The following is a 24,643-nucleotide window of genomic DNA, read 5'->3' on the forward strand; positions in this document are numbered from 1 at the left end:
TTACCCCTTCTTGAAGATGCCTTCGGGCCGCCACAGCAGCACCCCGGCCATCACGAGATAGACCATCAGGCCGGCGAGGTCGGGCACGAGCACCTTGCCGAACGTGTCGGCGAAGCCGATCAAGAGCGCCGCGACGAGCGCGCCCCACACCGACCCGACGCCGCCGATGACGACGATGACGAACGAGATGATCAGCACCGACGAGCCCATGCCCGGATACACCGACGAGATCGGCGCCGCGAGCATGCCGGCGAGTGCGGCGAGCGCGACACCGAGCGCGAACACGGTGCGGTACAGCAGGTTGATGTCGATGCCGAGCGCCTTGACCATGTCGCGGTCGTGGCTGCCGGCGCGGATCATCATGCCGAGGCGCGTCTTCTGGATCAGGAAGTACAGCCCCGCGGCGAGCGCGAGACAGACCACCGAGATCACGATGCGATACACCGGGTAGCTGAGGTTCTCGGACAGCGGGATCGATGCCGAGAAGATCGCCGGGATCGCGACGCCATGCACGTCGTCGCCGACCGCGAGGCTCCGGAGCTCCTCGAAGATCAGGATCAGGCCGTAGGTCAAGAGCACCTGCTCGAGGTGGTCGCGCTTGTAGAGATGCGAGAACAGCAGCCATTCGAGCAGCGCGCCGAACACGAACGCCAGCGGAATGCCGAGCGCGATCGCGAGCATCAGGTTGCCGGTCAGGCTCGTCAGCGCGAGCGCGAGGTAGGCGCCGACCATGTAGAAGCTGCCGTGCGCGAGGTTGATGATCCCCATGATCCCGAACACGAGCGTGAGGCCGCTCGCGACGAGGAACAGCAGGAGGCCGTACTGCAGCGAGTTCAGGATCTGGATCAGGAACGAGACGAAATCCATGAGTCTTCCCCGCCAGGCGCCGCGAGGGCGCCCGGAAACGGTTGAACGGAAACGCGGGAGGGAGACGCGCGCTTACAGCATCCGGCAGCCGCGCGCCGGGTCCGCGAGCGCCTTCTCGGCGACGCCGACGAGCTTGTTGTCGCGGCCTTCGACCTTGCGCAGGTAGATGTCCTGCACCGGGTTGTGCGCCTTCGACAGCGTGAAGGCGCCGCGCGGGCTGTCGATCTTCGCGGCTTCGATCGCCTTGATCATCACGGCCTTGTCGAGCTTGGCGCCCTTCACCGCGTCGAGGCCGGCGCGCAGCATCTGCGCCGCGTCGTAACCCTGCACGGCGTAGACGTCGGGCTCGATCTTGTACGTCGCCTCGTACTTGCCGCGGAAGCCGGCGTCCTTCGCGTTCGTCAGGCCGTCGGCGTAGTGCAGCGTCGTCATCAGCCCTTCGCCGGCGCCGCCCATCGCGTCGAGCGTCCCGTCGGTGAGGAAGCCCGAGCCGTACAGCGGAATCGACTTCTTCAGACCCGCCGCGTCGTAGTCCTTGACGAACTTCGCCGCGCCGCCGCCGGCGAAGAACACGAACACCGCGTCGGGCTTCAGGCTCGCGATCTCGGTGAGATACGGCTGGAACTCGACGTTCAGGAACGGCAGGTAGAGCTCCTTCGCGACCTTGCCGCCGGCCTTCTCGAACGCTTCCTTGAAACCGGCGACGGATTGTTCGCCGAACGAGTACTTCCACGACACGGTGACGACGTTCTTGTGGCCGCTCTCGGCGACGATCTTGCCCATCGCGTACGCGGGCTGCCACGCCGAGAACGAACTGCGGAACACGTTCGGCGCGCACAGCGGGCCGGTCAGCTCGTCGGCGCCGGCGTTCGGGATGATCAAGAGCGTCTTGGTGTCGCGCGCGACTTTCGCCATCGCGAGCGCGACCCCGGAGTGCACGGTGCCGACGAGGACATCGACGTCGTCGCGCTTGACGAGCTTCGACGCGTTCTCGGTCGCCTTCGACGGATCCGACTCGTCATCGACGACGAAGTACTCGACTTCGCGCCCGCCGAGCGTGCCGCCCTGCTCGGCGACGTACTGCTTGAAGCCGTTCGTGATCGCATTGCCGAGCGATGCGTAGGTGCCGGTGTAGGGCAGCATCAGCCCGACCTTGACCTTCTCGGCCGCGTACGCGGCGCCGGGCAGCAGCGCGGCGGCCGCGACGGCGAGCGCAGTGCGCTGCCACATTCTCGTTTGCTTCATGGTGTCTCCTCTCCAGCTGGGGGGTCGGGGTCAATGCCCCGTTGTCGATTTTTTGTTGAGCTTTTCGTGGCTTTTCGTCGCGCGGAAAACGACGTTTCGGCTTAGCCAAAAGCGCAGCGCCCCCTGCCGGGCGCCCCGGTCTCCGAACCGGCCACGTCCGGCGGATAACGCCTTCGGCTCATCCGCCCTACGGTCCGCCTTACCGGCCGCCCAGCGCCCGCAGCTTGAAGCGCTGGATCTTGCCGGTCGCGGTCTTCGGCAGTTCGTCCACAAACTCCATCCAGCGCGGGTATTTGTAGGGCGCGAGCTGCGCCTTGCAGTGCGCCTTGATCGAGTCGGCGAGCGCCGGGGTGCCGCGCACGCCGGGCTTCAGCACGATGAACGCCTTCGGCTTGATCAGCTGGTCGTCGTCCTCCTGGCCGACGACGGCGGCCTCGAGCACCGCCTCGTGCTCGATCAGGCACGATTCGACCTCGATCGGCGACACGTAGATGCCGCTGACCTTCAGCATGTCGTCGTTGCGGCCGGCGTAGACGTAGTAGCCGTCGGCGTTGCGCGAGTACTTGTCGCCGCTGCGCGTCCACGGCCCCTGGAAGGTGTCGCGCGTCTTCGTGCGGTTGTTCCAGTACATCGCCGCGCTCGTCGGGCCGGAAATCTGCAGCTCGCCCGGCTCGCCGTCGCGGTCGACAACCTGACCCTGGTCGTCGATCAGCCGCACGTCGTAGCCGGGCACCGGCTTCCCGGTCGTGCCGTAGCGCACTTCGCCGGGGCGGTTCGACAGGAAGATGTGCAGCATCTCGGTCGAGCCGATGCCGTCGAGGATCTCGACGCCGAAGCGCTCGGTCCAGCGCCGGCCGATGTCCTCCGGCAGCGCTTCGCCGGCCGACGCGCAGACGCGGATCGCGAGTTCGGTCTTTTCCGGACAGTCCGCGCCCGCGAGCATCGACGCGTAGAGCGTCGGCACGCCGAAGAAGATCGTCGGGCGATGTTCGCGCAGACGCCGGAACACCGCGTCCGGTGTCGGCCGCTCGGCCATCAGCACCGCGGTCGCGCCGGCCGCGAGCGGGAACGTCAGCCCGTTGCCGAGGCCGTACGCGAAGAACAGCTTCGCGGCCGAGAATCCGATGTCGTCCTCGCGGATGCCGAGGATCGGCTTCGCGTACAGCTCGTAAGTCTGGATCAGGCTCGAATGCACGTGCACCGTGCCCTTCGGCGCGCCGGTCGAGCCCGACGAGTAGAGCCAGAAACAGGGGTCGTCGCAGGTCGTCGCGACGGCGTCGAAGCGATCGGACGCGGCGTCGATCAGCGCGGCGAGCGCGTCGGCCGGCGCCTGTGCTCCGTCACCTCCGGCTACGACGATGCGTTCGAGCGTCGGCACGCGCTCGAGGAGCGGCGCGAACGTGTCGTACAGCGGTGCCGACACGACCGCGATGCGCGCGCGGCTGTCGGTCAGCATGTATTCGTAGTCGGACTGGGTCAGCAGCGTGTTGACCGCGACCGGCACGACCCCCGCCTTGATCGCGCCGAGGAACACCGTCGGGAAGTCGATCGTGTCGTGCACGCACATCAGCACGCGCTGCTCGCGCATGATGCCGAGGGTGCCGAGCGCGTTCGCGAAGCGGTTCACGCGCGCCGCGAGGTCGTCGTAGGTGTAGCTGCCGGCGTCGTCGATGTACGCGGTCTTGCCGCCGCGGCCGGCGGCGAGGTTGCGGCCGATCAGGTCCTCGGCCGCGTTGTAGTCGCGGGGCAGCGTGATCTTCGGCGAACCCGTGCCGGGGTCGCGCGCGCTTTGCGTGAGCATTCTGTCTTTCCTCCGTTGGTCCGGTTCGCACCGGTATCTCTCTCGTCGCCGGCCTTCGTGGCCGGTCTGTTTTTCGCTCGCGGTGTCGGACTTCGCGGCGCTCCCTCCGACCCGCGCACCGTCGCCTCTTCTTATCGTAGGTCGGACCGCACCGAAGGCGATGTCCGACGCGGCCGGCCTTCGTGGCGCCGCGGATCCGCGCACCCGATCACGTGGGCGCGCGCGTGAATTCGATTGCGCCTTGCGGCAGCAGGTACAACACGTATGCGCGTCCGCCACTGACGGTCGGGCGATGCGCGCTGCCGGGGCCGTAGACGAACCAGCCGGCGCCGCGCCCGTCGAACTTCGCGTCGCCTTCGAGCGGCATGATCATGTCGATCTCGCCGTTCGGGTGGACGTGGTGCGGGCCGGCGATGTCGGACATCTCGACGACGTCGACGCTGAAATCGTCGATCTCGGGGCAGGGCTTCACGACGCGACCGAACTTGATGCCGCCGTGCTCGCGGTCGCACATCCAGCCGGCCGCGACCGCCTCGCGGCAGGCAGCGGCGATCGCCTGAAACTCGGGCCCGGTCGCCGGAAAGCGCTCGTTGAGGAAGGCTTCGAGCGTCTTGTCGAGCGGGCGGCCCTTGATCTCGCGCGTCACGTTCGCGATCTGCGCCTGGAATTTTTCTCGCGTCATCGTCTCGGTCTCCGGTCGGGGTTGGAGGTGCGGGAAGCTTTATTGTTGTCAGGCATCGAGCAACGCCGCGTCAGCCGCATCGCGCGACAGCGCGTCGAGCAGCGCCGGGCCGCCCTGCACGACGACGCGGCGGTGGTACATCGCGAGCGCGCGCAGGCCGCCGAGCTCCTCGCCACCGCCGGCGCGCCCGGGACCGCCGTGCAGGCAGTTCGGCATCACGTTGCCGTGGCCGGTGTGCTGCGATCCGACCGCGGCATCGACGACCATCACGCGCCCGTGCAGGTCGGCGATGCCCGGCACGAGTTCGCCGAGGAAGCCCGCGTCGCCGGAATACACCGACGCGACGAGCGAGCCGCGGCCGCGCCGCGCGAGTGCAATGGCGTCCGCGGTATCGGCGTACGGCAGGATCGTCGCGACCGGCCCGAACACTTCGACGTCATGGACGAAGCGCGCGTCGAGGCCCTTGTCGCAGTACAGCAGCGTCGGCTGCACGAAGGCCGAATCCTCGCCGTGCGCATCGACCGGCTCGAACGCCGGATCGCCGCCGAACACGGTGTCGCATTCCTCGCGCAGCTTCGCGATGCCTTCGAACGCCGCCGCCTGCTGCGCCTTGCTGACGAGCGGCCCGACGCGGACCGCTTCGTTACGCGGATTGCCGACCTTGCAGCCGGCGAGCTTCGACGCGACCGCGTCGGCGAGCGAGCGCGCGACGCCGGCGGGCGCGAGGACGCGGCGGATCGCGGTGCATTTCTGCCCGGCCTTGATTGTCATCTCGCGCACGATCTCCTTCACCGCGAGATCGAACTCCGGCGCCCCGGGCCGGGCGTCGGGACCGAGGATCGCCGAGTTCACGCTGTCGGCCTCGATATTGACGCGCACCGAGCGCGCGACGACGTTCGGGTGCGTGCGCATCCGCGCCGCGGTGTCGGCCGAGCCGGTGAAGGACACGACGTCGCATTCCTCGACGTGGTCGAGCAGGTCGCGCGCGGAGCCGCAGACGATCGACAGCGCGCCCGCGGGCAGGATGCCGGCGCGGACGACGTCTTCGACCATGCGCTGCGTGAGCCACGCGGTCGGCGTCGCCGGCTTCACGAGCACCGGCACGCCGGCGAGCAGCGCGGGCGCGGCTTTCTCCCACAGGCCCCACGCCGGGAAGTTGAACGCGTTGATGAACACCGCGACGCCCGTCAGCGGCATCAGGAAGTGCTGCCCCTGGAACGCGTCGGTCTTCGCGAGCGGCGCGCGGCCGCCTTCCTTGAGGTGTCGCGCGGCGCCGAGCGTCTTGCCGGCGCGCGCGTAGGTCTTTAGCGTGAAGATCGCGCCGTCGACGTCGAACCCGCAGTCGGCTTCGGTCGCGCCCGAGTTCCGCAGCGCAATGTCGAAGTACTCCGCACGGTTCGCGGCCAGCAGCTTCGCGATCGCGTCGAGCATCGCCGCGCGCGCTTCGTAGCCTTGCGCACGCAGCGCGGGGCCGCCGGTGCGGCGTGCGAAATCGAGCGCACGCCGGACGTCGATGCCATCCGACGAAACAGTGACGAGTTGCTCGCCGGTGACCGGGTCGCGCAACGCGGTGCCTTCCCCGACGCCTTCGACCCACTCCCCGTATACGTAATTGGCCAGTTTCACCTTGTCTCCTCTCTTGTCCCTTTGTCGGGTGTCGCGTCGGCGTCTTCTTCAAAGCGCCGCCGGCGCAGTGATGTGGAGATAGAATACACGCGTTTGGTACACCGTCAAGCACTTTACTTCATTCATTTGGCCGATGCGCCACGATTTACGGCGCTATTTTGCTATCTCTGGAGCCGCGAAGAAAGCTCGACTGTAATTACACTGCAAATCATCGCTGCCTCAGCCGCATCAAACTGCACTTTACCTCTTGACTCTCGCCATCTCCTGCACTATTGTTCAACTCAACGACGCAACACAGCGCACGACAGGACCCAGAGATGAGCTTCAATTCCGACACCGAATCGCCCCCCGTGGAGGCCCGCAGCGATGCCGCGCCGGCCTCCTCGACGCTGCTGCCGACGCTCGGCAAGCGCGTGCGGGAGATCCGCGACCGGCGCGGCATGACGCGCAAGCTCGTCGCCCGCGAAGCCGGCGTGTCCGAACGGCACCTCGCGCACGTCGAAGGCGGCGAAGGCAACGTGTCGATCGTGCTGCTCGACAACATCGCCCGCGCGCTCGACGTCTCGCTCGTCGAACTGCTCGCGCCCGAAACCGAGGACACCGTCGAGCGCCGCCTGATCCGGCGCTTCCTCGAGCGGCTGCCGCAGCACCGCCTCGAAGAAGTCGTGTTCCGGCTGATGCGCGACTTCGGCCACGAGGAGTCGGTGCGCCGCAAACGCATCGCGCTGATCGGGCTGCGCGGCGCCGGCAAATCGACGCTCGGCACCCGGCTGGCGCGCGAGGAAGGCATGCCCTTCATCGAGCTCGACCGCGAGATCGAAAAGGAAACCGGCATCCCGGGGCGCGAGATCTTCGCGCTGTACGGCCAGGCGGGTTACCGCCGCATCGAAAAGCGCACGCTCGACCGCGTGATCCGCGAGCACAGCCGCGCGGTGATCTCGGTCGGCGGCGGCGTCGTGTCGCAGCCGGAGAGCTTCGAGATGCTGCTGTCGAACTGCCTGACCGTGTGGGTCAAGGCGACGCCGGAAGAACACATGGCACGCGTGATGGCGCAGGGCGACCTGCGGCCGATGGCGGGCAACGACGAGGCGATGGACGACCTCAAGCGCATCCTCGAAGCGCGCGAGGCGCTGTATGCGAAAGCCGACACCGTGCTCGACACGAGCGGTGAAAGCGCCGATGAAAGTTTCATGAAGTTACGCCGGCTCGTGATGAGCTGAGCCCCAACGAGAGAGAGGAGACAGAGATGGAAGCAGCCAAGCAGGAAGCCGTCGTCGAGGCGGTCGACTACCGCACCGAGCCGTCGAAGTACCGCCACTGGTCGCTCGCGACCGACGACGCGGTCGCGACGCTGACGCTCAACATCGACGAGGACGCCGGCATCCGCCCGGGCTACAAGCTGAAGCTCAACTCGTACGACCTCGGCGTCGATATCGAGCTGCACGACGCGCTGCAGCGCATCCGCTTCGAGCACCCCGAAGTGCGCTCGGTCGTCGTCACGTCCGGCAAGCCGAAGATCTTCTGCTCCGGCGCGAACATCTACATGCTCGGCCTGTCGTCACATGCGTGGAAGGTGAACTTCTGCAAGTTCACGAACGAAACGCGCAACGGCATCGAGGACTCCAGCCAGTACTCCGGCCTCAAGTTCCTCGCCGCGTGCAACGGCACGACCGCCGGCGGCGGCTACGAGCTGGCGCTCGCGTGCGACGAGATCGTCCTCGTCGATGACCGCAACTCGTCGGTGTCGCTGCCCGAAGTGCCGCTGCTCGGCGTGCTGCCCGGCACCGGCGGGCTGACCCGCGTCACCGACAAGCGCCGCGTGCGCCGCGACCACGCCGACATCTTCTGCACGATCTCCGAAGGCGTGCGCGGCAACCGCGCGAAGGAATGGCGCCTCGTCGACGACGTCGTCAAGCAGCAGCAGTTCGCCGATCACATCCAGGCGCGCGCCGAAGCGCTCGCCGCGCAATCCGACCGTCCGGCGGGCGCCAAAGGCGTGCAGCTGACGCGGCTCGAGCGCACCGACGACGCGAACGGCTACCACTACGAATACGTCGACGCGGCGATCGACGCCGCCGCCCGCAGCGTGACGCTGACCGTGCGCGCACCGGCCGCCGTCACCGCGAAGACCGCCGCCGAGATCGAAGCCCAGGGCGTCAAGTGGTGGCCGCTGCAGATGGCGCGCGAACTCGACGACGCGATCCTGAACCTGCGCACGAACCACCTCGACATCGGCCTGTGGCAGCTGCGCACCGAAGGCGACGCGCAAGTCGTGCTCGACATCGACGCGACGATCGCCGCGAACACCGACCACTGGTTCGTCCGCGAGACGCTCGGGATGCTGCGCCGCACGCTCGCGCGCATCGACGTGTCGTCGCGCAGCCTGTACGCGCTGATCGAGCCGGGTTCGTGCTTCGCCGGCACGCTGCTCGAGATCGCGCTCGCCGCCGACCGCAGCTACATGCTCGACGCCGCGGACGCGAAGAACGTGATCGGGCTGTCGGCGATGAACTTCGGCCCGCTGCCGATGGTGAACGGCCTGTCGCGCATCGACGCGCGCTTCTACCAGGAAGAAGCGCCGGTCGCCGCGGTGCGCGCGAAGGAAGGCAGCCTGCTCAGCCCCGCCGAAGCGATGGAACTCGGCCTCGTCACCGCGATCCCCGACGACCTCGACTGGGCCGACGAGATCCGCATCGCGATCGAGGAGCGCGCCGCGCTGTCGCCGGACGCGCTGACCGGCCTCGAAGCCAACCTGCGCTTCGGCCCGGTCGAGACGATGAACACGCGCATCTTCGGCCGCCTGTCGGCGTGGCAGAACTGGATCTTCAACCGCCCGAATGCGGTCGGCCCGAACGGCGCGCTGAAGCTCTTCGGCTCCGGCAAGAAGGCGCAGTTCGACTGGAACCGGGTTTGACGAATTCCCTCCCGGCCGCGGGCGAACCGTCCCGCTGCCGTTGCAGCCGGCGCCTCGCGGCGGCCGGGAGGCTCGCAGTAAAGCAGAAAGATGGGGTCGCCGGAGGCCCCGCCCCAGACGAGAACAGGAGGAGTACACCATGATCGATTACAACGAGCGGATCCCGAACAACGTCAACCTGTCCGAGAACAAGACGCTGCAGCGCGCCCTCGAACACTGGCAGCCGTCCTACCTGCAGTGGTGGCAGGACATGGGTCCGGACAACTCGACGAACTACGACGTCTATCTGCGCACCGCGATCAGCGTCGATCCGAAGGGCTGGGCGGATTTCGGCTACGTGAAGATGCCTGACTACCGCTGGGGCATCTTCCTCGCGCCGCAGGACGGCGACAAGAAGATCCACTTCGGCGAGCACAAGGGCCAGGACGTGTGGCAGGAAGTCCCGGGCGAATACCGCTCGACGTTGCGCCGCATCATCGTCACGCAGGGTGACACCGAGCCGGCGTCGGTCGAGCAGCAGCGCCACCTCGGCCTGACCGCGCCGTCGATGTACGACCTCCGCAACCTGTTCCAGGTGAACGTCGAGGAAGGCCGCCACCTGTGGGCCATGGTCTATCTGCTGCACGCGCACTTCGGCCGCGACGGCCGCGAGGAAGGCGAGGCGCTGCTCGAGCGCCGCTCCGGCGACGCGGACAACCCGCGCATCCTCACCGCGTTCAACGAGAAGACCCCGGACTGGCTGTCGTTCTTCATGTTCACGTTCATCACCGACCGTGACGGCAAGTACCAGCTCGCGTCGCTCGCCGAGTCCGCGTTCGACCCGCTCGCCCGCACCTGCAAATTCATGCTGACCGAGGAAGCGCATCACCTCTTCGTCGGCGAATCCGGCATTGCCCGCGTGATCCAGCGCACCTGCGAAGTCATCAAGGAACTGAAGACCGACGACCCCGCGAAGCTGCGCGCCGCCGGCGTCATCGACCTGCCGACGCTGCAGAAGTACCTGAACTTCCACTTCAGCGTCACCAGCGACCTGTACGGCGCCGAAGTGTCGTCGAACGCCGCGACCTACTACACGAACGGTCTGAAGGGCCGCTTCGAGGAAGGCAAGATCGACGACGATCACAAGCTGCAGAACTCCGAGTACGAGGTCATGGACGTCGCCGGCGACAAGATCCTGTCCCGCCCCGTGCCGGCGCTGTCGGCGCTCAACGAGCGGCTGCGCGACGACTGGATCACCGACGTGCAGGCGGGCATCGACCGCTGGAACCGCATCCCGGCGAAGTTCGGCATCGACTTCCGCTTCACGCTGCCGCACAAGGGCTTCCATCGCAAGATCGGCATGTTCGCCGACGTGCATGTCGCCCCGGACGGCCGCCTGATTTCGGAAGCCGAATGGACGCACCAGCAGAAGAACTGGCTGCCGACCGAGGAAGACCGCCTGTACGTGCATTCGCTGATGGGCCGCTGCATCGAGCCGGGCAAGTTCGCGAACTGGATCGCGGCGCCGGGCCGCGGTATCAACAACCAGCCGGTGAACTTCGAGTACGTCCGGTTCAACTAACGAAACACGGAGCACCCGTAGGGCGGAAGGCGCTTCGCTTTTCCGCCCTACGAAACGCCGCAAAGAGAGACCGAGGGGGACGACTCGCGCGTCCCCGCCCCAGTGGAGAGAGACAGCCATGAACGCGCCCGTAGAGCACGCGATCGCCAAGCAGCACCTCATCGACCCGGAAATCTGCATCCGCTGCAACACCTGCGAGGAAATCTGCCCGGTCGACGCGATCACGCACGACAACCTCAACTACGTCGTGAAGTTCGACGTCTGCAACGGCTGCCTCGCGTGCGTGCCGCCGTGCCCGACGGGTGCGATCGATTCATGGCGCAACGTCGAGCGGGCGACGCCGTACAGCCTCGAAGAACAGTTCCAGTGGGACGTGCTGCCGGACACGACCGAGCTCGATAACGTCGAGGCGCCGTTCGCGGTCGAACGCGCCGACGACGAACTCCCGGCCGAAGTGCAGGAAATCACCAGCATCGCGACCGCCGGCCAGGGCGGCCCGGCGCTCGCGCCGTGGTCCGCGTCGCACCCGTACCTGAACCTCTATCCGCCGACGCGTCCGATCACCGCGACCGTCACCGGCAACTACCGCCTCACCGCCGACGACGCGTCGAGCGACATCCATCACATCGTGCTCGATTTCGGTGCGACGCCGTTCCCGGTGCTCGAAGGCCAGTCGATCGGCATCATCCCGCCGGGCACGGACGAGAAGGGCAAGCCGCAGCTGCTGCGGATGTACTCGGTCGCGAGCCCGCGCGACGGCGAGCGCCCGCACTACAATAACCTCTCGCTGACGGTGAAGCGCGTCACCGAAGACCACGAAGGCCGCCCCACGCGCGGCGTCGCGTCGAACTACGTCTGCGACCTGCAGAAGGGCGACAAGGTGCAGGTCACCGGCCCGTACGGCTCGACCTACCTGATGCCGAACCACCCCGGCTCCTCGATCATGATGATCTGCACCGGCACCGGCTCGGCGCCGATGCGCGCGATGACCGAGCGCCGCCGGCGGCGCCTCGAACGCAACGAAGGCGGCGAACTGGTGCTGTTCTTCGGCGCGCGCTCGCCCGACGAGCTGCCGTACTTCGGCCCGTTGCAGAAGCTGCCGAAGGACTTCATCGACATCAACTTCGCGTTCTCGCGCGTGCCGGGCGAACCGAAACGCTACGTGCAGGACGTGATCCGCGAGCGGGCCGACAAGGTGCTGCAGATGCTGCAGGACGAGAACTGCTACATCTACATCTGCGGCCTGAAAGGCATGGAGACCGGCGTGCTCGAAGCCTTCCGCGACATCTGCCGCGCGAACGGCGCCGACTGGGACCAGCTGCGCCCCGAACTCCTCGCGAACGCGCGCTTCCACGTCGAGACGTATTGAATCCGCACGGATCATAGGGCGGAAAACGAAGTTTCGGCGGAGCGCCAAAAGCAAAGCGCCTTCCGCCGAATGTTGCCGATCCCGGTACCTCGGCGTCGGCGCATCCGCCCTACGAATCACTGCCGAAAAGGAAATTGCCCGCATGACCCGCCCCGTCTACATCTGCGACGCCATCCGCACCCCGTTCGGCCGCTACGGCGGTTCGCTCTCGTCGCTGCGCGCCGACGACCTCGCCGCGCTGCCGCTCCGCGCGCTCGTAGCGCGCAACGCCTCCGTCGACTGGGCGGCCGTCGATGACGTCGTCTACGGCTGCGCGAACCAGGCCGGCGAGGACAACCGCAACGTCGCGCGCATGGCCGCGCTGCTCGCCGGGCTGCCGGTCGAAGTGCCGGGCAGCACGGTGAACCGGCTGTGCGGCTCCAGCCTCGACGCGCTCGGCATCGCCGCGCGCGCGATCCACGCCGGCGAAGCCGAGCTGATGATCGCCGGCGGCGTCGAGAGCATGTCGCGCGCGCCGTTCGTGATCGGCAAGGCCGACAGCGCGTTCTCGCGGGCGGCGAAGATCGAGGACACGACGATCGGCTGGCGCTTCGTCAATCCGGTGATGAAAGCGCAGTACGGCATCGACTCGATGCCTGAGACCGCGGAAAATGTCGCGCAGGATTTCAGCGTGAGCCGCGCCGACCAGGATGCGTTCGCGCTGCGCAGCCAGCAGCGCTGGGCCGCGGCCGCCGAGCGCGATTTCTTCGCGCGCGAGATCGTCGCAGTCGCGGTGCCGCGCAAGAAGGGCGACCCGCTCATCGTCGCCGCCGACGAGCATCCGCGGCCGGAGACGACGCTCGACGCGCTCGCGAAGCTCAAGGGTGTCGTGCGGCCCGACGGCAGCGTCACCGCGGGCAACGCGTCGGGCGTGAACGACGGCGCGTGCGCGCTGCTGCTCGCGTCGGAAGACGCCGTGAAGCGCCACGGGCTCAGCCCGCGCGCGCGCGTCCTCGGCAGCGCCGCGGCCGGCGTGCCGCCGCGCATCATGGGCATCGGCCCGGCGCCGGCGACGCAGAAGCTGCTCGCGCGGCTCGGCATGAAGATCGGCGACTTCGACACCATCGAGCTCAACGAAGCGTTCGCCGCGCAGGGGCTCGCGGTGCTGCGCCAGCTCGGCCTGCCCGACGACGGCGCGCAGGTGAATCCGAACGGCGGCGCGATCGCGATCGGCCACCCGCTCGGCGCGTCGGGCGCGCGGCTCGTGACGACCGCGCTGAACCAGTTGGAGACGACCGGCGGACGCTACGGCCTCGCGACGATGTGCATCGGCGTCGGCCAGGGCATCGCGCTCGCGATCGAGCGGCTATGACAACCAAGCGGCAGATCGCCGCACCAAGGGGACGGACGTGAAACCGGAAGCCATTCAGATCATCAGGGACGAACACCTCGCGATCAGCGCGGTGCTGTATTCCCTGCGCTATCTGGTCAAGGAGATGCGCAAGGGCGCGGCGCCGAATTTCGCGCTGCTGCGCGCGATTCTCGACTACATCGTGTCCTACCCCGACCGCTGGCACCATCCGAAGGAAGACAAGTACCTGTTCGCCGCGGTGCGGCGCCGCACGCGCGAGGCCGACACCCTGATCGCGCGGCTCGAACGCGAGCACCGGCTCGGCTACCCGATGGTCGAGGACCTGAAGAAGCACCTCCTCGCGTTCCAGGCCGGCGACGAGGCCGCGCGCGACGCATTCTTTGCGACTGCGGACCGCTACGCCGAACTCGAATGGGAGCATCTACGCGCCGAGGAGGACGTCTTCCTGCCGATCGCGGAGCGGGTGCTGAGCCGCGAGGAATGGGCCGAGATCGCCGCGGCGTTCCGCGAAAACGACAATCCGCTCTTCGGCATCAAGCCGAAGGACGAGGCGGAGGTGCTGTACCAGCGCATCCTGAGCCTTGCCCCGTCGCCGATGGGATTCGGCGCGGGGGACATGGCCTGACGCCACCCCGCCACGTTTGCTGCGGCGCACAATTTGTTTCTTGACTGAGGTCGCCCCCCGTCTAGAATGAACTTGTGCACCGCGGCAGACCGGACGTATTGATGCCGGATCTGCCTGAAAAATAAATATTTTTCTTCCCCAGGAGATCCTTGTGACCACATCCGTCGAAACCCTCTCCGCGACGAACCGCGGCCTCTTCGAGACCTCGCTCGACGTCGCTCGCACGCTGTTCGATTCCGTCGAACGGCTGACCGCGCTGAATCTCAACACCGCCCGCAGCTTTTTCAGCGACGCCACCGGCGCCGTCCGGGCCGCGCTGGCCGCGCGCAGTCCGCAGGAGTTCATCGCCGTTCAGACCTCGATCGCCCGCCCTGCGGCCGACAAGGTGCTCGGCTATTACCGGAGCGCCTACGAAATCGCGGCGCAGACACTCGAGGAGGCGATGAAGCCCTTCGAGATCCAGTTGTCGGCGGCGCACCGCAGCTTCGGGCAGGCGCTCGAGAACGCCGCGAAGTCCGCGCCGGCCGGCTCGGAAGTCGCGCTCGCGGCAGTCCGCTCGGCGCTCGCCACGGCGAGTTCGGCCTATGGCCAGGTGAACAAGGCCGCGCGCCAGGCCGTCGAAATGGCCGAGGCGAACGTCGCGAACGCAACGGCCGCAACCGCGGCGATCGGCGCGGCGGCGAACCGCAAGAGCGGCATCTGAGCCGCTCGCGGCAGCGGCGCGGTCGTCGTCGCCTGCCGCTGCGCGCCGGGCGGGGCGCAGGCTTTCGCTCCCTGACCGGCGTCGCTCGCCGGCGCGGCGCATCTGGTCTCCCATCCCGCGCCGCCGTCCCGACGAGCTTCGCCACCGTTTTTCGCCTCTCCCGGAACCCGGCGCGGCCGCGCGGCGTCGAAACTGATCGGTAGCAACGATGTTCCGGAGGCGGTCATGATCGAACGTGCGACCTTCGAGCGGTCGCCCGCCGCGTGCTCGACACGCGGCCCGCGCCGCCCGCAGCCGGCCCCGCCTGACGCATGAAGATCGGACGCGCCCCATCCGCGGTCGCGTCCCTGTTCGCCATGCTGTGCTTCGCAACGATTCCCTGCTCCGCGCACGCGCTCGACGCGGCGTCCGCCGGCTCGGCCGTTCATGACGCGGCGGCGACGGCTACGGCCTCGTACCGCCTCAACGTCCGCCTCGATCCCGCGACTCGCGAACTCGCCGGCGAAGCGGAGATCACCGTCTCGGACGGCGCGCCGTTCGATCTGCTTCTCAACCGGCGCTTCGGCGTCGACATGCTCGCGGTCGACGGGAAACCGGTCGTCGTTCGTCTGCAGCGCAACGGCGAGTTGAACCGTATCGCTCTTCCTCCCGGGCCGCGCCGAAAAACGGTGAAACTCGCGTGGCGCGGTCCGCTCGCGCCCCTTGCGGCCCTCGAGCATCGCGACACGCTGCGCGCGCACGAACCGACCGCGGACGCGCTCGGCAGCTTCCTGCCGTCCGCGGGCGTGTGGTATCCGGCCGCTTCGCGGCGGGGACAGCGCCTGCTCCATTCGTACAACCTGCGGCTCGATCTCCCGCCAGGACAGCGCGGGCTGGTCGCCGGCCACCGCGGCACCGAAGCGACACGCGGGTCGCGCACGGTCGCGGAGTTCGCCTTCCCGCACCCGTCCGAAGGCATCGACCTGATCGCCGGGCCGTACCGCGTCGCCGAACGGACGGCGCGCTCGATCGACGGCCGCCCGATCATGCTGCGCACCTATTTCCACGCCGAGCTCGACCCGCTCGCGCCCGGTTATCTCGACGCCGTCGCGGACTACCTCGCGCTGTACGAGCGCTGGATCGGCCCCTATCCGTTCACGACGTTTTCGGTCGTGTCGAGCCCGACCCCGACCGGCTTCGGCATGCCCACGCTGACCTACCTCGGCATCGAGGTGCTGAAGCTGCCGTTCATCAAGTCGACGTCGCTCGGCCACGAAGTGCTGCACAACTGGTGGGGCAACGGCGTCTATCCCGACTACGAGGCCGGCAACTGGAGCGAGGGCCTGACCACTTTCATGGCCGACTACCATTACGCCGAACGCGAAAGCAGCGACAAGGCGCACGCGATGCGTCTCGCGTGGCTGCGCGAGCTCTCCGGCATCCCGCCTGGCGCCGACCGGCCGCTCGCCGCGTTCACCGCGCGGACCCACGGCGTCGATCAGGCGATCGGCTACGGCAAGGCGGCGATGCTGTTCCTGATGCTGCGCGACCGCATCGGCGAGCCGGCCTTCGATCGCGGCATCCGCCGTTTCTGGCAGGCGCAGCGCTTCCGCAACGCGGACTGGGACGACTTGCGCGTCGCGTTCGAAACGGAGTCGGGTCAGCAACTCGATCGCTTTTTCGAACAGTGGCTCGCGCGCGCCGGCCTTGCCGAAGTCGCGCTCGTCGAAAGCCGGAGGTGCGAAAACCGCGTCGCCGTGACGCTCAGGCAGGGCGAGCAGCCGTACGCGATCGAAGTACCGCTCGCGATCGGCACGACCGGCGGCGAGGCGGTCCGGCGCGTGCGTCTCGACCGCAGCGAACAGCGCTTCGAACTCGAGCTCGCCGCCGCCGACCCGGCGACACGCGTCACGCTCGATCCCGATAACCGGCTGCTGCGCCGCCTGCACGGCAGCGAAGCGCCGCCGATCCTGCGCGAGTTGCAGTTCGACGCGCGCAGCGGGCTCGTCGCGCTCGGCGACGACGCGTTCGCGACGGCGGCCGGCGGACTCGCCGCGCGGATGCTCGACCACTCGCCGCAAGCCGTGCCGCCCGGATCCGCGCCGGGGGAGCACCCGCTGCTCGTAATCGGCGAGGCGCGCGCGGTATCGGCCTGGCTCGCCCGCCACGGCCTTCCGCCCGCGCCGCCGGAAGTCGCCGGCCGCGGTGCCGTGCGGGTGTGGACGCAGCGTCTTCCATCGGGCGCGCCGCTCGCGGTCGTCGCCGCCGACAGCGCGCCCGAGCTCGTCGCCGCCTCCCGGCCGCTGCCGCATTACCGCCAGCAGAGCTGGCTCGTGCTGCAGAACGGCCGGGCGCTCGCGCGCGGCGTCTGGCCGGCCGAAGCCTCGTCGATTCCGGTGACGCACTGCCCGGCGGGCAGCCTTCGATAGATCCCGCGGCTCGCATTTTGCATGGCTGCGGACGTGAACGCTCCCGACGCCCTTCCCGAGCTGCTGAGCCGCTGCGACTACGAGCCGATCGACGCCTACGCCGTCGTCGGCGACTGCCGCAGCGCGGCGCTCGTGTCGCGCCGCGGCTCGATCGACTGGCTGTGCATGCCGCATTTCTCCGCGCCGTCCGTGTTCGCCGCGCTGCTCGACCGCCGGCACGGCGGGCGCCTGCTGCTCCGTCCGCGCGACATCGTTCGCGTGGCGCGGCGCTACCGGGGCGGCAGCGCGGTGCTGAAAACGACGTTCGAGTGCGCCGCCGGCCGGGCGACGCTCACCGACTTCATGGCTATCCCGGGAAACGAGGACGCGCCGCACCGGCTGTTCCGGCTCGTCGAGTGCGAGGCGGGCGAAGTCGTCGTCGACGTGGTCTATCAGCAGCGGCCCGACTATGCCCGCGCAAGACCGGACATCGAGCCCCACGGGGACTTCGGCTGGGTGTACCGGCATGCGGACGCGGTCGTCCTGTTCGACGCCGACGCGCCGCTTGCGCTCGACGAAGCGCGGCAGCTCGTCGGCGGGACGTGCCGGCTCGTGCCTCAAGCTGCTGGCCCATCGCAGTTCCGGCGCGGTCATGGCCGCGCTGACGACCTCGCTTCCCGAGTCGCTCAACTCGGGGCGCAACTGGGACTACCGCTACTGCTGGCTGCGCGACACGTCGTTGCTGCTGCAGTCGTTCATCGACCTCGGCTTCCAGCGTGAAAGCAAGGCCTTCCTCGCATGGCTGCTGAGAGTCGGGCGCAAGCCCCGGCTGCAGCCGTTTTACGACCTGAACGCGCAGCTGCCGCCCGACGAGATCGTCCTGCCGCATCTCGAAGGCTATCTCGGCCGCGGGCCGGTGCGCATCGGCAATGCCGCACACGGGCAGCTGCAGCTCGACATCTACGGCGAGGTGCTGCAGACCGCGTGCAGCTTCGTCGCGCGCGGCGGGCTGCTGAACGACGACAAGAAGCAGCTGCTGGCGGGCTTCGGCGCGGCCGTGTGCCGGCTGTGGCGCGAGCCCGACGCGAGCATTTGGGAGCCGCGCAACGCGCCGCGCCACTACACCTATTCCAAGCTGATGTGCTGGGTGGCGCTCGAGCGGCTCATCGACCTGCAGACGCGCATTCCGCTCGGCATGGCGCTGCCGTACCTGCGCGCCGAGCGCGACCACATCCGCCGCGAGATCGAGACACACGGCTTCGACTCCCGGCTCGGCAGCTACGTCGGCTACTTCGGCGGCACCGAGCCCGACGCGAGCCTGCTGCTGATGGCGCGCTACGGCTATGCCGACCCGACCGCCCCGCGTCTGCGCGGCACTTTCCGCTACATCCACGAACGGCTGGCGGTGGACGGCTTTCTTTACCGCTATCCGCCTGGCCGCGCGTACGACGGCATCGGGGGGACGGAGAACCTCTTCGCTGTCTGCAGCTTCTGGGCGGTCGACTATCTCGCCCGTGCCGGCGAGATCGACGCGGCGATCCGCCTCTTCGAACGGGTGCACGCGTGCGCGAACGACGTCGGGCTGTACGCCGAACAGTTCGAAGTGAACAGCCTGCGGCCGCTGGGAAATTTTCCGCAGGCGTTCTCGCATTCCGGCCTGATCACCGCCGCCCTCGCGATCGAGCAGGCGCTCGCGGGCCGGCGCGGACAGCAGATTTCGGCCTGACGGGGCGGTCGGCAGTGACCGCCCGCGTCGACTGCAACGACGCGTGGTTCAGGACTCGCCCGCGCCGCCGGGCCGCCAAGTCAGGCGGTTGTGGTTCCACGACAGCATGCCGACGAACAGCATCACGCCGCCGGCGAGCGCGAGTCCGAGAGCCGGCACGACGTACAACAGCACCGGCAGACGCACCGCGCGGAGAATCATCGCGTCCTGCGGGTTGTCCGGGTCGACCCAGACGGTGATCTTCGGCGAGGTTTTCAAACCGGCGAGCACTTCGCCGCTCTCGGGGTGCGCGTATTGCCCGCTGTGGGGGTCGTAGCGCGTGCCGGCATGGACTTCGCCGTTCACGGTGTATCCGTAACGGATTTCGACCGTTTCCAGCTGCGGATGGAAACCCGAGACGGGCGGGCTCAGCGCGACCGACTCGACACTTGCCTCGACCGGCTGCCAGTCGCGGCTTCGCGCCGCGTCGATCACCGGCAACACGCCATAAGATACGACCCCGAGGAGGCCGGTCATCAACAGCGCGAGGCCGATCAGCGGCAGACCGACACGCACGGCGAACAGGGTCAGGGCACTACTCAGCGGAGACGAAAGCTGCTCGTTCGGTGGCATCTCGTGGACTCGCGAAGGTGGCCTGATGATTGTAGTTCGTAATTCCCGGAAATGGGATTTAATCCCACATCAGGTCTCGCCCGGGCACGGGAACGCCTTGTAGCGTATAATGCAAGGCTTTGTTTTATCTGAAAAACAGGATTCCGCCGTGCTCGTCGCCGCCAACATCACCATGCAGTTCGGGGCCAAGCCCCTGTTCGAGAATGTCTCCGTCAAGTTCGGCGAAGGCAACCGCTACGGCCTGATCGGCGCCAACGGCGCCGGCAAGTCGACGTTCATGAAGATCCTGTGCGGCATCCTCGAGTCGTCGGCGGGGAACGTATCGAAGGATCCGAACGAGCGCGTGGCCTATCTGCGCCAGGACCAGTTCGCGTTCGAAGACACGCGCGTGCTCGACGTCGTGATGATGGGCCACGAGCAGATGTGGGCGTGCATGGCCGAGAAGGACGCGATCTACGCGAATCCCGAGGCGACCGAGGACGACTACATGCACGCGGCCGAACTCGAAGGCAAGTTCGCCGAGTACGACGGCTACACGGCGGAAGCGCGCGCGGGCGAACTGCTGCTCGGCGTCGGCATCGGCACCGAGCTGCACAACGGCCCGATGAAGAACGTCGCCCCCGGCTGGAAGCTGCGCGTGCTGCTGTGCCAGGCGCTGTTCGCGAACCCGGACATCCTGCTGCTCGACGAGCCGACGAACAACCTCGACATCAACACGATCCGCTGGCTCGAGGACGTGCTGAACCAGCGCGACAGCACGATGGTGATCATCTCGCACGACCGCCACTTCCTGAACCAGGTGTGCACGCACATGGCGGACCTCGACTACGGCACGATCACCGTCTACGCCGGCAACTACGACGACTACATGGAAGCGGCGACGCTCGCGCGCCAGCGCCAGCAGGCCGCGAACGCGCGCGCGAAAGAGAAGATTTCCGACCTGCAGGAGTTCGTGCGCCGCTTCTCGGCGAACAAGTCGAAGGCGAAGCAGGCGACGAGCCGCCTCAAGCTCATCGACAAGCTGAGACCCGAGGACGTCAAGCCGTCGTCGCGCCAGTACCCGTGGATCCGCTTCGACTACGACGACAAGGACAAGCTGCACCGCCTCGCGTGCGAGGTGCAGAACCTCACGTTCGCGTACGACGGTATGGCAAAGCCGCTGATCGACAAGTTCTCGATCGCGATCGAGGCGGGGGAAAAAGTCGCGATCATCGGCGAAAACGGCGTCGGCAAGACAACGCTGCTGAAGCTGCTGTTGGGCGAGCTGCAGCCGCTGAAAGGCGCGGTGAAGTGGGCCGAAAAGGCGAAACCCGGCTACTACGCGCAGGACCACTCGGCCGAGTTCGCCGGCACGCAGAGTCTCACCGAGTGGATCGCCGACTACGCGCGAGTCACCGCCGATTCGCAGGGCGGCGACCTCGAGACGCTGATTCGCGGCACGCTGGGCCGGCTGCTGTTCTCGGGTGACGAAGTCCGCAAGCCGGTCAGCGTGATCTCGGGCGGCGAACAGGGGCGGATGCTGTTCGGCAAGCTGATGCTCTCGCGCCCGAACGTGCTGCTGATGGACGAGCCGACGAACCACCTCGACATGGAATCGATCGAGTCGCTGAACACCGGTCTCGAGAAGTTCGCCGGCACGCTGGTGTTCGTCTCGCACGACCGCGAGTTCGTGTCCTCGCTCGCCGGCCGCATCATCGAGATCAAGCTCGACGGCACGATCGTCGATTACCGCGGCACGTACGAGGAATACCTCGCGAGCCAGGGCCTGGAATAAGCCACGCCGATTCTACGCGTCGCCTGCCCGTCCGAATCACTCCCGGCGGAGAGGAGCGGCCGTCGGCCGTCCTCGCGCCACCCCGGCAGGCGGGCTCCGCGTCGCGGATTCCGCGTACGAGAATAGGGTCGCGGCATTTTTTTGAGAACCATTATGCATTTATATTTGCGCGTCGATAATTCGATCGGTATATTCCGCGGCCGGTGACGGAGCGGAGCGGCCGTCCATTGGAGGCGGCCGACGTTGCGCACTACACGAAGATTCGGATTCTTGCTGCTTGCGTTGCCGGCGATGCTGGCGCCGCTCGCCGCATGGGCGGAGTACTCCGATTGCCGCAACTGTCATTTCGACGTGCCGCCGGACGATGTCACACCCGACTTCAGCGGCTACTTCCAGCTCGTCGGCCACCACCCTGTACGCGTCGCCTATCCGTCACGGCCGGACTACCGGCAGCCCGGGTTTGCGCAGGGCGGGATCCAGTTCTTCGACCGCAACGGCAATCGCAAGGTCGATCCCGACGAAATCCAGATCTTCCGCAACCGCAGCGAATGGGTCATCGACTGCGCGTCGTGCCACATCGAGCACGGCTTGACCGCGGCCGTCGCCGACCACCCGCCCGACTACGTCCGTAGCGCCGGCAGCGCGGTGCACCTCTGCATCACCTGCCATAACCTCTGAGCGGCGGCGCGTCGTCCCCGCGCCGCCGGCGGCCGCCGCTGCCCCGATCGGCCACAGGACTTCTGCTGCGCGGTCCGTTTTCCTTTTGTCGCCCGCGGCGCAATATCCGGCACGGCCGGCTCGTGCAGCATAAAGGACGCGCGGCATCCGCCCATCCGTCGGCTACAATCGCCCGAACACACGGATCCACGATCATGATCGGCATCTTTCTCATCACGCACGGCAGCCTCGGCGAGTCGCTCATCCAATGCGCGTGCCACGTCCTCGACCGGCGACCGGCCCAGACGGTGCAACTCGGCGTCTCCGCGCAGGACGATCCCGACGATCTTCTGCCGCTTGCGCGCCAGATGCTCGGATGGGCCGACAACGGCAACGGCGTGCTCGTGCTCACCGACATGTTCGGCGCGACGCCGTCGAACGTCGCGGCGAAGCTCGTCGACGCCGGGCGCATCGAAGCGATCGCCGGCGTGAACCTGCCGATGTTGCTGCGCGTGCTGACCTATCGCGAGCGGGACATGCAGACGCTGATCCAGCGCGCCCTCTCCGGCGGCTGCGACGGCGTGGTCCATATCGAGTAACCAGGCCTCCGCCGAGCAACCGATGCCAAGAGCAGAAGCGCAAATCATCAACAAGCTGGGCCTGCACGCGCGCGCCTCGGCGAAACTCACCCAGACCGCGAGCGGCTTCGGCGCCGACGTCTGGCTCGAGCGCAACGGCCGCCGGGTGAACGCCAAGAGCATCATGGGCGTGATGATGCTCGCGGCCGCGCAGGGCGCGAGCATCGTCGTCGACACGTCGGGCCGTGACGAAGACGCCGCACTCAAGGCGATTCTCGACCTGATCGCGGACCGCTTCGGCGAGGGCGAGTAAGGTGCCCTTCACGATCCACGGCCTGCCGGTTTCCCAGGGAATCGCGATCGGCCATGTGCATCTCGTGTCGCACGCGATGCTCGAAGTCAGCCACTACCATGTATCGACGAAGTACCTCGCGGAGGAAGTCGCGCGGCTCGATGAGGCGATCGCGACGGTGCAGGGCGAACTCGTCGGCCTGAAGGCGGCGGCGACCAGCGGCCAGACGCACAGCGAAGTCGGCGCCTTCGTCGATCTGCAGCTGATGATGCTGTCGGACCCGCTGCTCGTCGACGCGGCGCGCGACCTCGTCGAGGCGCGACGCTGCAACGCCGAGTGGGCGCTCGTGCAGCAGATGGAGCTCGTCGTCGAGCAGTTCGAGCAGATCGAGGACCCGTACCTGCGCGAGCGCAAGGCCGACGTCGTGCAGGTCGTCGAACGCCTCGTCAAGGTGTTGCTCGGCCATCCGGGCCACCTGCCGGCGAAACGTCGCGATGGCCTCGGCACGATCATCGTCGCGCACGACCTGTCGCCGGCCGACACGATCGGCTTCCGCGACCACAACATCGGCGGCTTCGTCACCGACGTCGGCGGCCCGACAAGCCACACCGCGATTGTCGCCCGCAGCCTCGGCATTCCCGCGGTCGTCGGCCTGCACCATATCCGCCAGCTCGTCGAGGAAGACGAGCTCTTGATCATCGACGGCACTCGCGGCGTCGTCATCGTCGGCCCTGACGAACGGATCATCGAGGAATACCGGCTGCGCCGCACCGAGCTCGAACTCGAACGCTCGAAGCTGAACCGGCTGAAGGACACGCGCGCGACGACGCTCGACGGCGAGGACGTCAATCTGCTCGCGAACATCGAAGGGCCGAAGGACCTCGGCGCGATCAAGGCCGTCAACGCCGACGGCGTCGGGCTGTACCGCACCGAATTCCTGTTCATCGGCCGCGACGCGCTGCCGGACGAGGAGGAACAATACGAAGCCTACCGCGCGGTGCTGAAGTCGATGCCCGGCAAGCCGGTGACGATCCGAACCTTCGACGTCGGCGCCGACAAGGCGCTGAACGGGACGGGGACGCGCTTCGAACCGAACCCGGCCCTCGGCCTGCGCGCGATCCGCTATTCGCTCGCGGAACCGCAGATGTTCAAGACGCAGCTGCGCGCGCTGCTGCGGGCGTCGGTGCACGGCCAGCTGCAGATCATGATCCCGATGCTCGCGCACGCGCAGGAGATCGACCAGACGCTCGCGCTGATCGACAAGGCGAAGGCCGAGCTGCGCGCCGAGCGCGTGAAGTTCGACGAACGGGTGCCGGTCGGCGGCATGATCGAAGTGCCGGCCGCGGCGCTCGCGCTTGGCATGTTCATCCGCCGGCTGTCGTTCCTGTCGATCGGGACGAACGACCTGATCCAGTACACGCTCGCGATCGATCGCTCCGACGAGGCCGTGGTGCATCTCTACGACCCGCTGCACCCGGCCGTGCTGAAGCTGATCGGCGGCACGATCCAGGCCGGCGCGCGCTTCGGCCTTCCGGTCTCCGTTTGCGGCGAGATGGCCGGCGACCCCACCTACACCCTGCTGCTGCTCGGCATGGGCCTGAGGAATTTCTCGATGCACCCCGGCAATATCCTCGAAATCAAGCAGCAGGTGCTGCGGGCGGATGTCGGCGAGCTCGCGCCGAAAGTGCAGCGCATCCTGAAGATGGACGAGCAGATGAAAGTGCGCGAAGCCGTGCTGCGGCTCGCCGGTTGAACCGCCGCGGCGGGGCACCCGGTTTGACAATTCCCGGGCTGCACGCTAACTTCCGGTCCCATCAGCGCCGATTTGAACCACAGCTTGCGGGCGCTCAATAAATCCGGCTAAAGCGAGGGC

21 protein-coding genes are annotated in these 24,643 nt (G+C 67.7%); 15 read left to right on the top strand and 6 right to left on the bottom strand.

Going from position 1 to position 24,643, the window contains the following annotated elements:
* The 5 genes from V6M37_RS07895 to V6M37_RS07915 all read right to left on the bottom strand — a co-directional run bounded on the left by V6M37_RS07895 (position 1) and on the right by V6M37_RS07915 (position 6,221).
* Positions 1-867, bottom strand: coding sequence for a branched-chain amino acid ABC transporter permease (locus V6M37_RS07895; protein WP_332672094.1), 867 nt, complete (start codon positions 865-867; stop codon positions 1-3).
* 72 nt (positions 868-939) lie between these two features.
* Positions 940-2,112 carry an ABC transporter substrate-binding protein gene (locus V6M37_RS07900; RefSeq protein WP_442880998.1) on the bottom strand — a complete coding sequence of 391 codons (1,173 nt, stop codon included), beginning with the start codon at positions 2,110-2,112 and terminating at the stop codon, positions 940-942.
* Positions 2,113-2,311: 199 nt separating this feature from the next.
* Complete coding sequence (locus V6M37_RS07905) at positions 2,312-3,913, bottom strand: benzoate-CoA ligase family protein (RefSeq protein ID WP_332672097.1); 1,602 nt, start codon at positions 3,911-3,913, stop codon at positions 2,312-2,314.
* Positions 3,914-4,121: 208 nt separating this feature from the next.
* Positions 4,122-4,595: a 4-hydroxylaminobenzoate lyase gene (locus V6M37_RS07910; RefSeq protein WP_332672098.1), complete on the bottom strand. Its 474-nt coding sequence runs from the start codon at positions 4,593-4,595 to the stop codon at positions 4,122-4,124.
* Positions 4,596-4,643: 48 nt separating this feature from the next.
* On the bottom strand, positions 4,644-6,221 hold the full coding sequence (locus V6M37_RS07915; RefSeq protein WP_332672100.1) for a 3,4-dehydroadipyl-CoA semialdehyde dehydrogenase: 1,578 nt from the start codon (positions 6,219-6,221) through the stop codon (positions 4,644-4,646).
* Positions 6,222-6,538: 317 nt separating this feature from the next.
* Here V6M37_RS07915 and V6M37_RS07920 point away from each other — a divergent pair, with 317 nt between their 5' ends.
* The 10 genes from V6M37_RS07920 (at position 6,539) to V6M37_RS07965 (ending at position 18,857) form a co-directional block, all read left to right on the top strand.
* Complete coding sequence (locus tag V6M37_RS07920; RefSeq protein WP_332672102.1) at positions 6,539-7,441, top strand: helix-turn-helix transcriptional regulator; 903 nt, start codon at positions 6,539-6,541, stop codon at positions 7,439-7,441.
* Positions 7,442-7,467: 26 nt separating this feature from the next.
* On the top strand, positions 7,468-9,135 hold the full coding sequence (gene boxC, locus V6M37_RS07925; RefSeq protein WP_332672104.1) for a 2,3-epoxybenzoyl-CoA dihydrolase: 1,668 nt from the start codon (positions 7,468-7,470) through the stop codon (positions 9,133-9,135).
* A gap of 139 nt (positions 9,136-9,274) precedes the next feature.
* On the top strand, positions 9,275-10,696 hold the full coding sequence (boxB, locus tag V6M37_RS07930) for a benzoyl-CoA 2,3-epoxidase subunit BoxB (RefSeq protein WP_332672106.1): 1,422 nt from the start codon (positions 9,275-9,277) through the stop codon (positions 10,694-10,696).
* Positions 10,697-10,814: 118 nt separating this feature from the next.
* Positions 10,815-12,065: a benzoyl-CoA 2,3-epoxidase subunit BoxA gene (gene boxA, locus V6M37_RS07935; protein WP_332672108.1), complete on the top strand. Its 1,251-nt coding sequence runs from the start codon at positions 10,815-10,817 to the stop codon at positions 12,063-12,065.
* Between the two features lie 142 nt (positions 12,066-12,207).
* Positions 12,208-13,416, top strand: a complete 1,209-nt coding sequence (pcaF, locus tag V6M37_RS07940) for a 3-oxoadipyl-CoA thiolase (protein WP_332672110.1) — start codon at positions 12,208-12,210, stop codon at positions 13,414-13,416.
* Positions 13,417-13,453: 37 nt separating this feature from the next.
* Positions 13,454-14,041, top strand: a complete 588-nt coding sequence (locus V6M37_RS07945) for a hemerythrin domain-containing protein (protein ID WP_332672112.1) — start codon at positions 13,454-13,456, stop codon at positions 14,039-14,041.
* A gap of 151 nt (positions 14,042-14,192) precedes the next feature.
* Entirely contained in the window at positions 14,193-14,744 is a 552-nt protein-coding gene (locus tag V6M37_RS07950) for a phasin family protein (RefSeq protein WP_332672114.1), read from the top strand.
* A gap of 311 nt (positions 14,745-15,055) precedes the next feature.
* Positions 15,056-17,152 (top strand): M1 family metallopeptidase, encoded by a 2,097-nt coding sequence (locus tag V6M37_RS07955; protein ID WP_332672116.1) that lies wholly within the window; start codon positions 15,056-15,058, stop codon positions 17,150-17,152.
* Positions 17,153-17,185: 33 nt separating this feature from the next.
* Positions 17,186-17,911 (top strand): trehalase-like domain-containing protein, encoded by a 726-nt coding sequence (locus tag V6M37_RS07960; protein ID WP_332672118.1) that lies wholly within the window; start codon positions 17,186-17,188, stop codon positions 17,909-17,911.
* Positions 17,793-18,857, top strand: coding sequence for a glycoside hydrolase family 15 protein (locus tag V6M37_RS07965; RefSeq protein WP_332672177.1), 1,065 nt, complete (start codon positions 17,793-17,795; stop codon positions 18,855-18,857). The genes V6M37_RS07960 and V6M37_RS07965 overlap by 119 nt, the downstream gene beginning before the upstream one ends.
* A gap of 48 nt (positions 18,858-18,905) precedes the next feature.
* Here the strand turns inward: V6M37_RS07965 and V6M37_RS07970 are convergent, their stop codons facing one another.
* Positions 18,906-19,469 carry a DUF3592 domain-containing protein gene (locus V6M37_RS07970; protein ID WP_332672120.1) on the bottom strand — a complete coding sequence of 188 codons (564 nt, stop codon included), beginning with the start codon at positions 19,467-19,469 and terminating at the stop codon, positions 18,906-18,908.
* A gap of 148 nt (positions 19,470-19,617) precedes the next feature.
* Here V6M37_RS07970 and V6M37_RS07975 point away from each other — a divergent pair, with 148 nt between their 5' ends.
* The 5 genes from V6M37_RS07975 (at position 19,618) to ptsP (ending at position 24,523) form a co-directional block, all read left to right on the top strand.
* Positions 19,618-21,243 (top strand): ABC-F family ATPase, encoded by a 1,626-nt coding sequence (locus tag V6M37_RS07975; protein ID WP_442880999.1) that lies wholly within the window; start codon positions 19,618-19,620, stop codon positions 21,241-21,243.
* A gap of 270 nt (positions 21,244-21,513) precedes the next feature.
* Positions 21,514-21,921 carry a hypothetical protein gene (locus V6M37_RS07980; RefSeq protein ID WP_332672123.1) on the top strand — a complete coding sequence of 136 codons (408 nt, stop codon included), beginning with the start codon at positions 21,514-21,516 and terminating at the stop codon, positions 21,919-21,921.
* 194 nt (positions 21,922-22,115) lie between these two features.
* Positions 22,116-22,499, top strand: a complete 384-nt coding sequence (locus V6M37_RS07985) for a PTS sugar transporter subunit IIA (protein WP_332672125.1) — start codon at positions 22,116-22,118, stop codon at positions 22,497-22,499.
* A gap of 22 nt (positions 22,500-22,521) precedes the next feature.
* Entirely contained in the window at positions 22,522-22,791 is a 270-nt protein-coding gene (locus tag V6M37_RS07990; RefSeq protein ID WP_332672127.1) for an HPr family phosphocarrier protein, read from the top strand.
* 1 nt (position 22,792) lies between these two features.
* A complete protein-coding gene (ptsP, locus tag V6M37_RS07995; protein WP_332672129.1) occupies positions 22,793-24,523 on the top strand; it encodes a phosphoenolpyruvate--protein phosphotransferase in 1,731 nt (576 codons plus the stop codon).
* The last annotated feature ends 120 nt before the right edge of the window (positions 24,524-24,643 follow it).

It is taken from the genome of Aromatoleum sp. (assembly GCF_036675785.1).
Classification (GTDB): domain Bacteria; phylum Pseudomonadota; class Gammaproteobacteria; order Burkholderiales; family Rhodocyclaceae; genus Aromatoleum.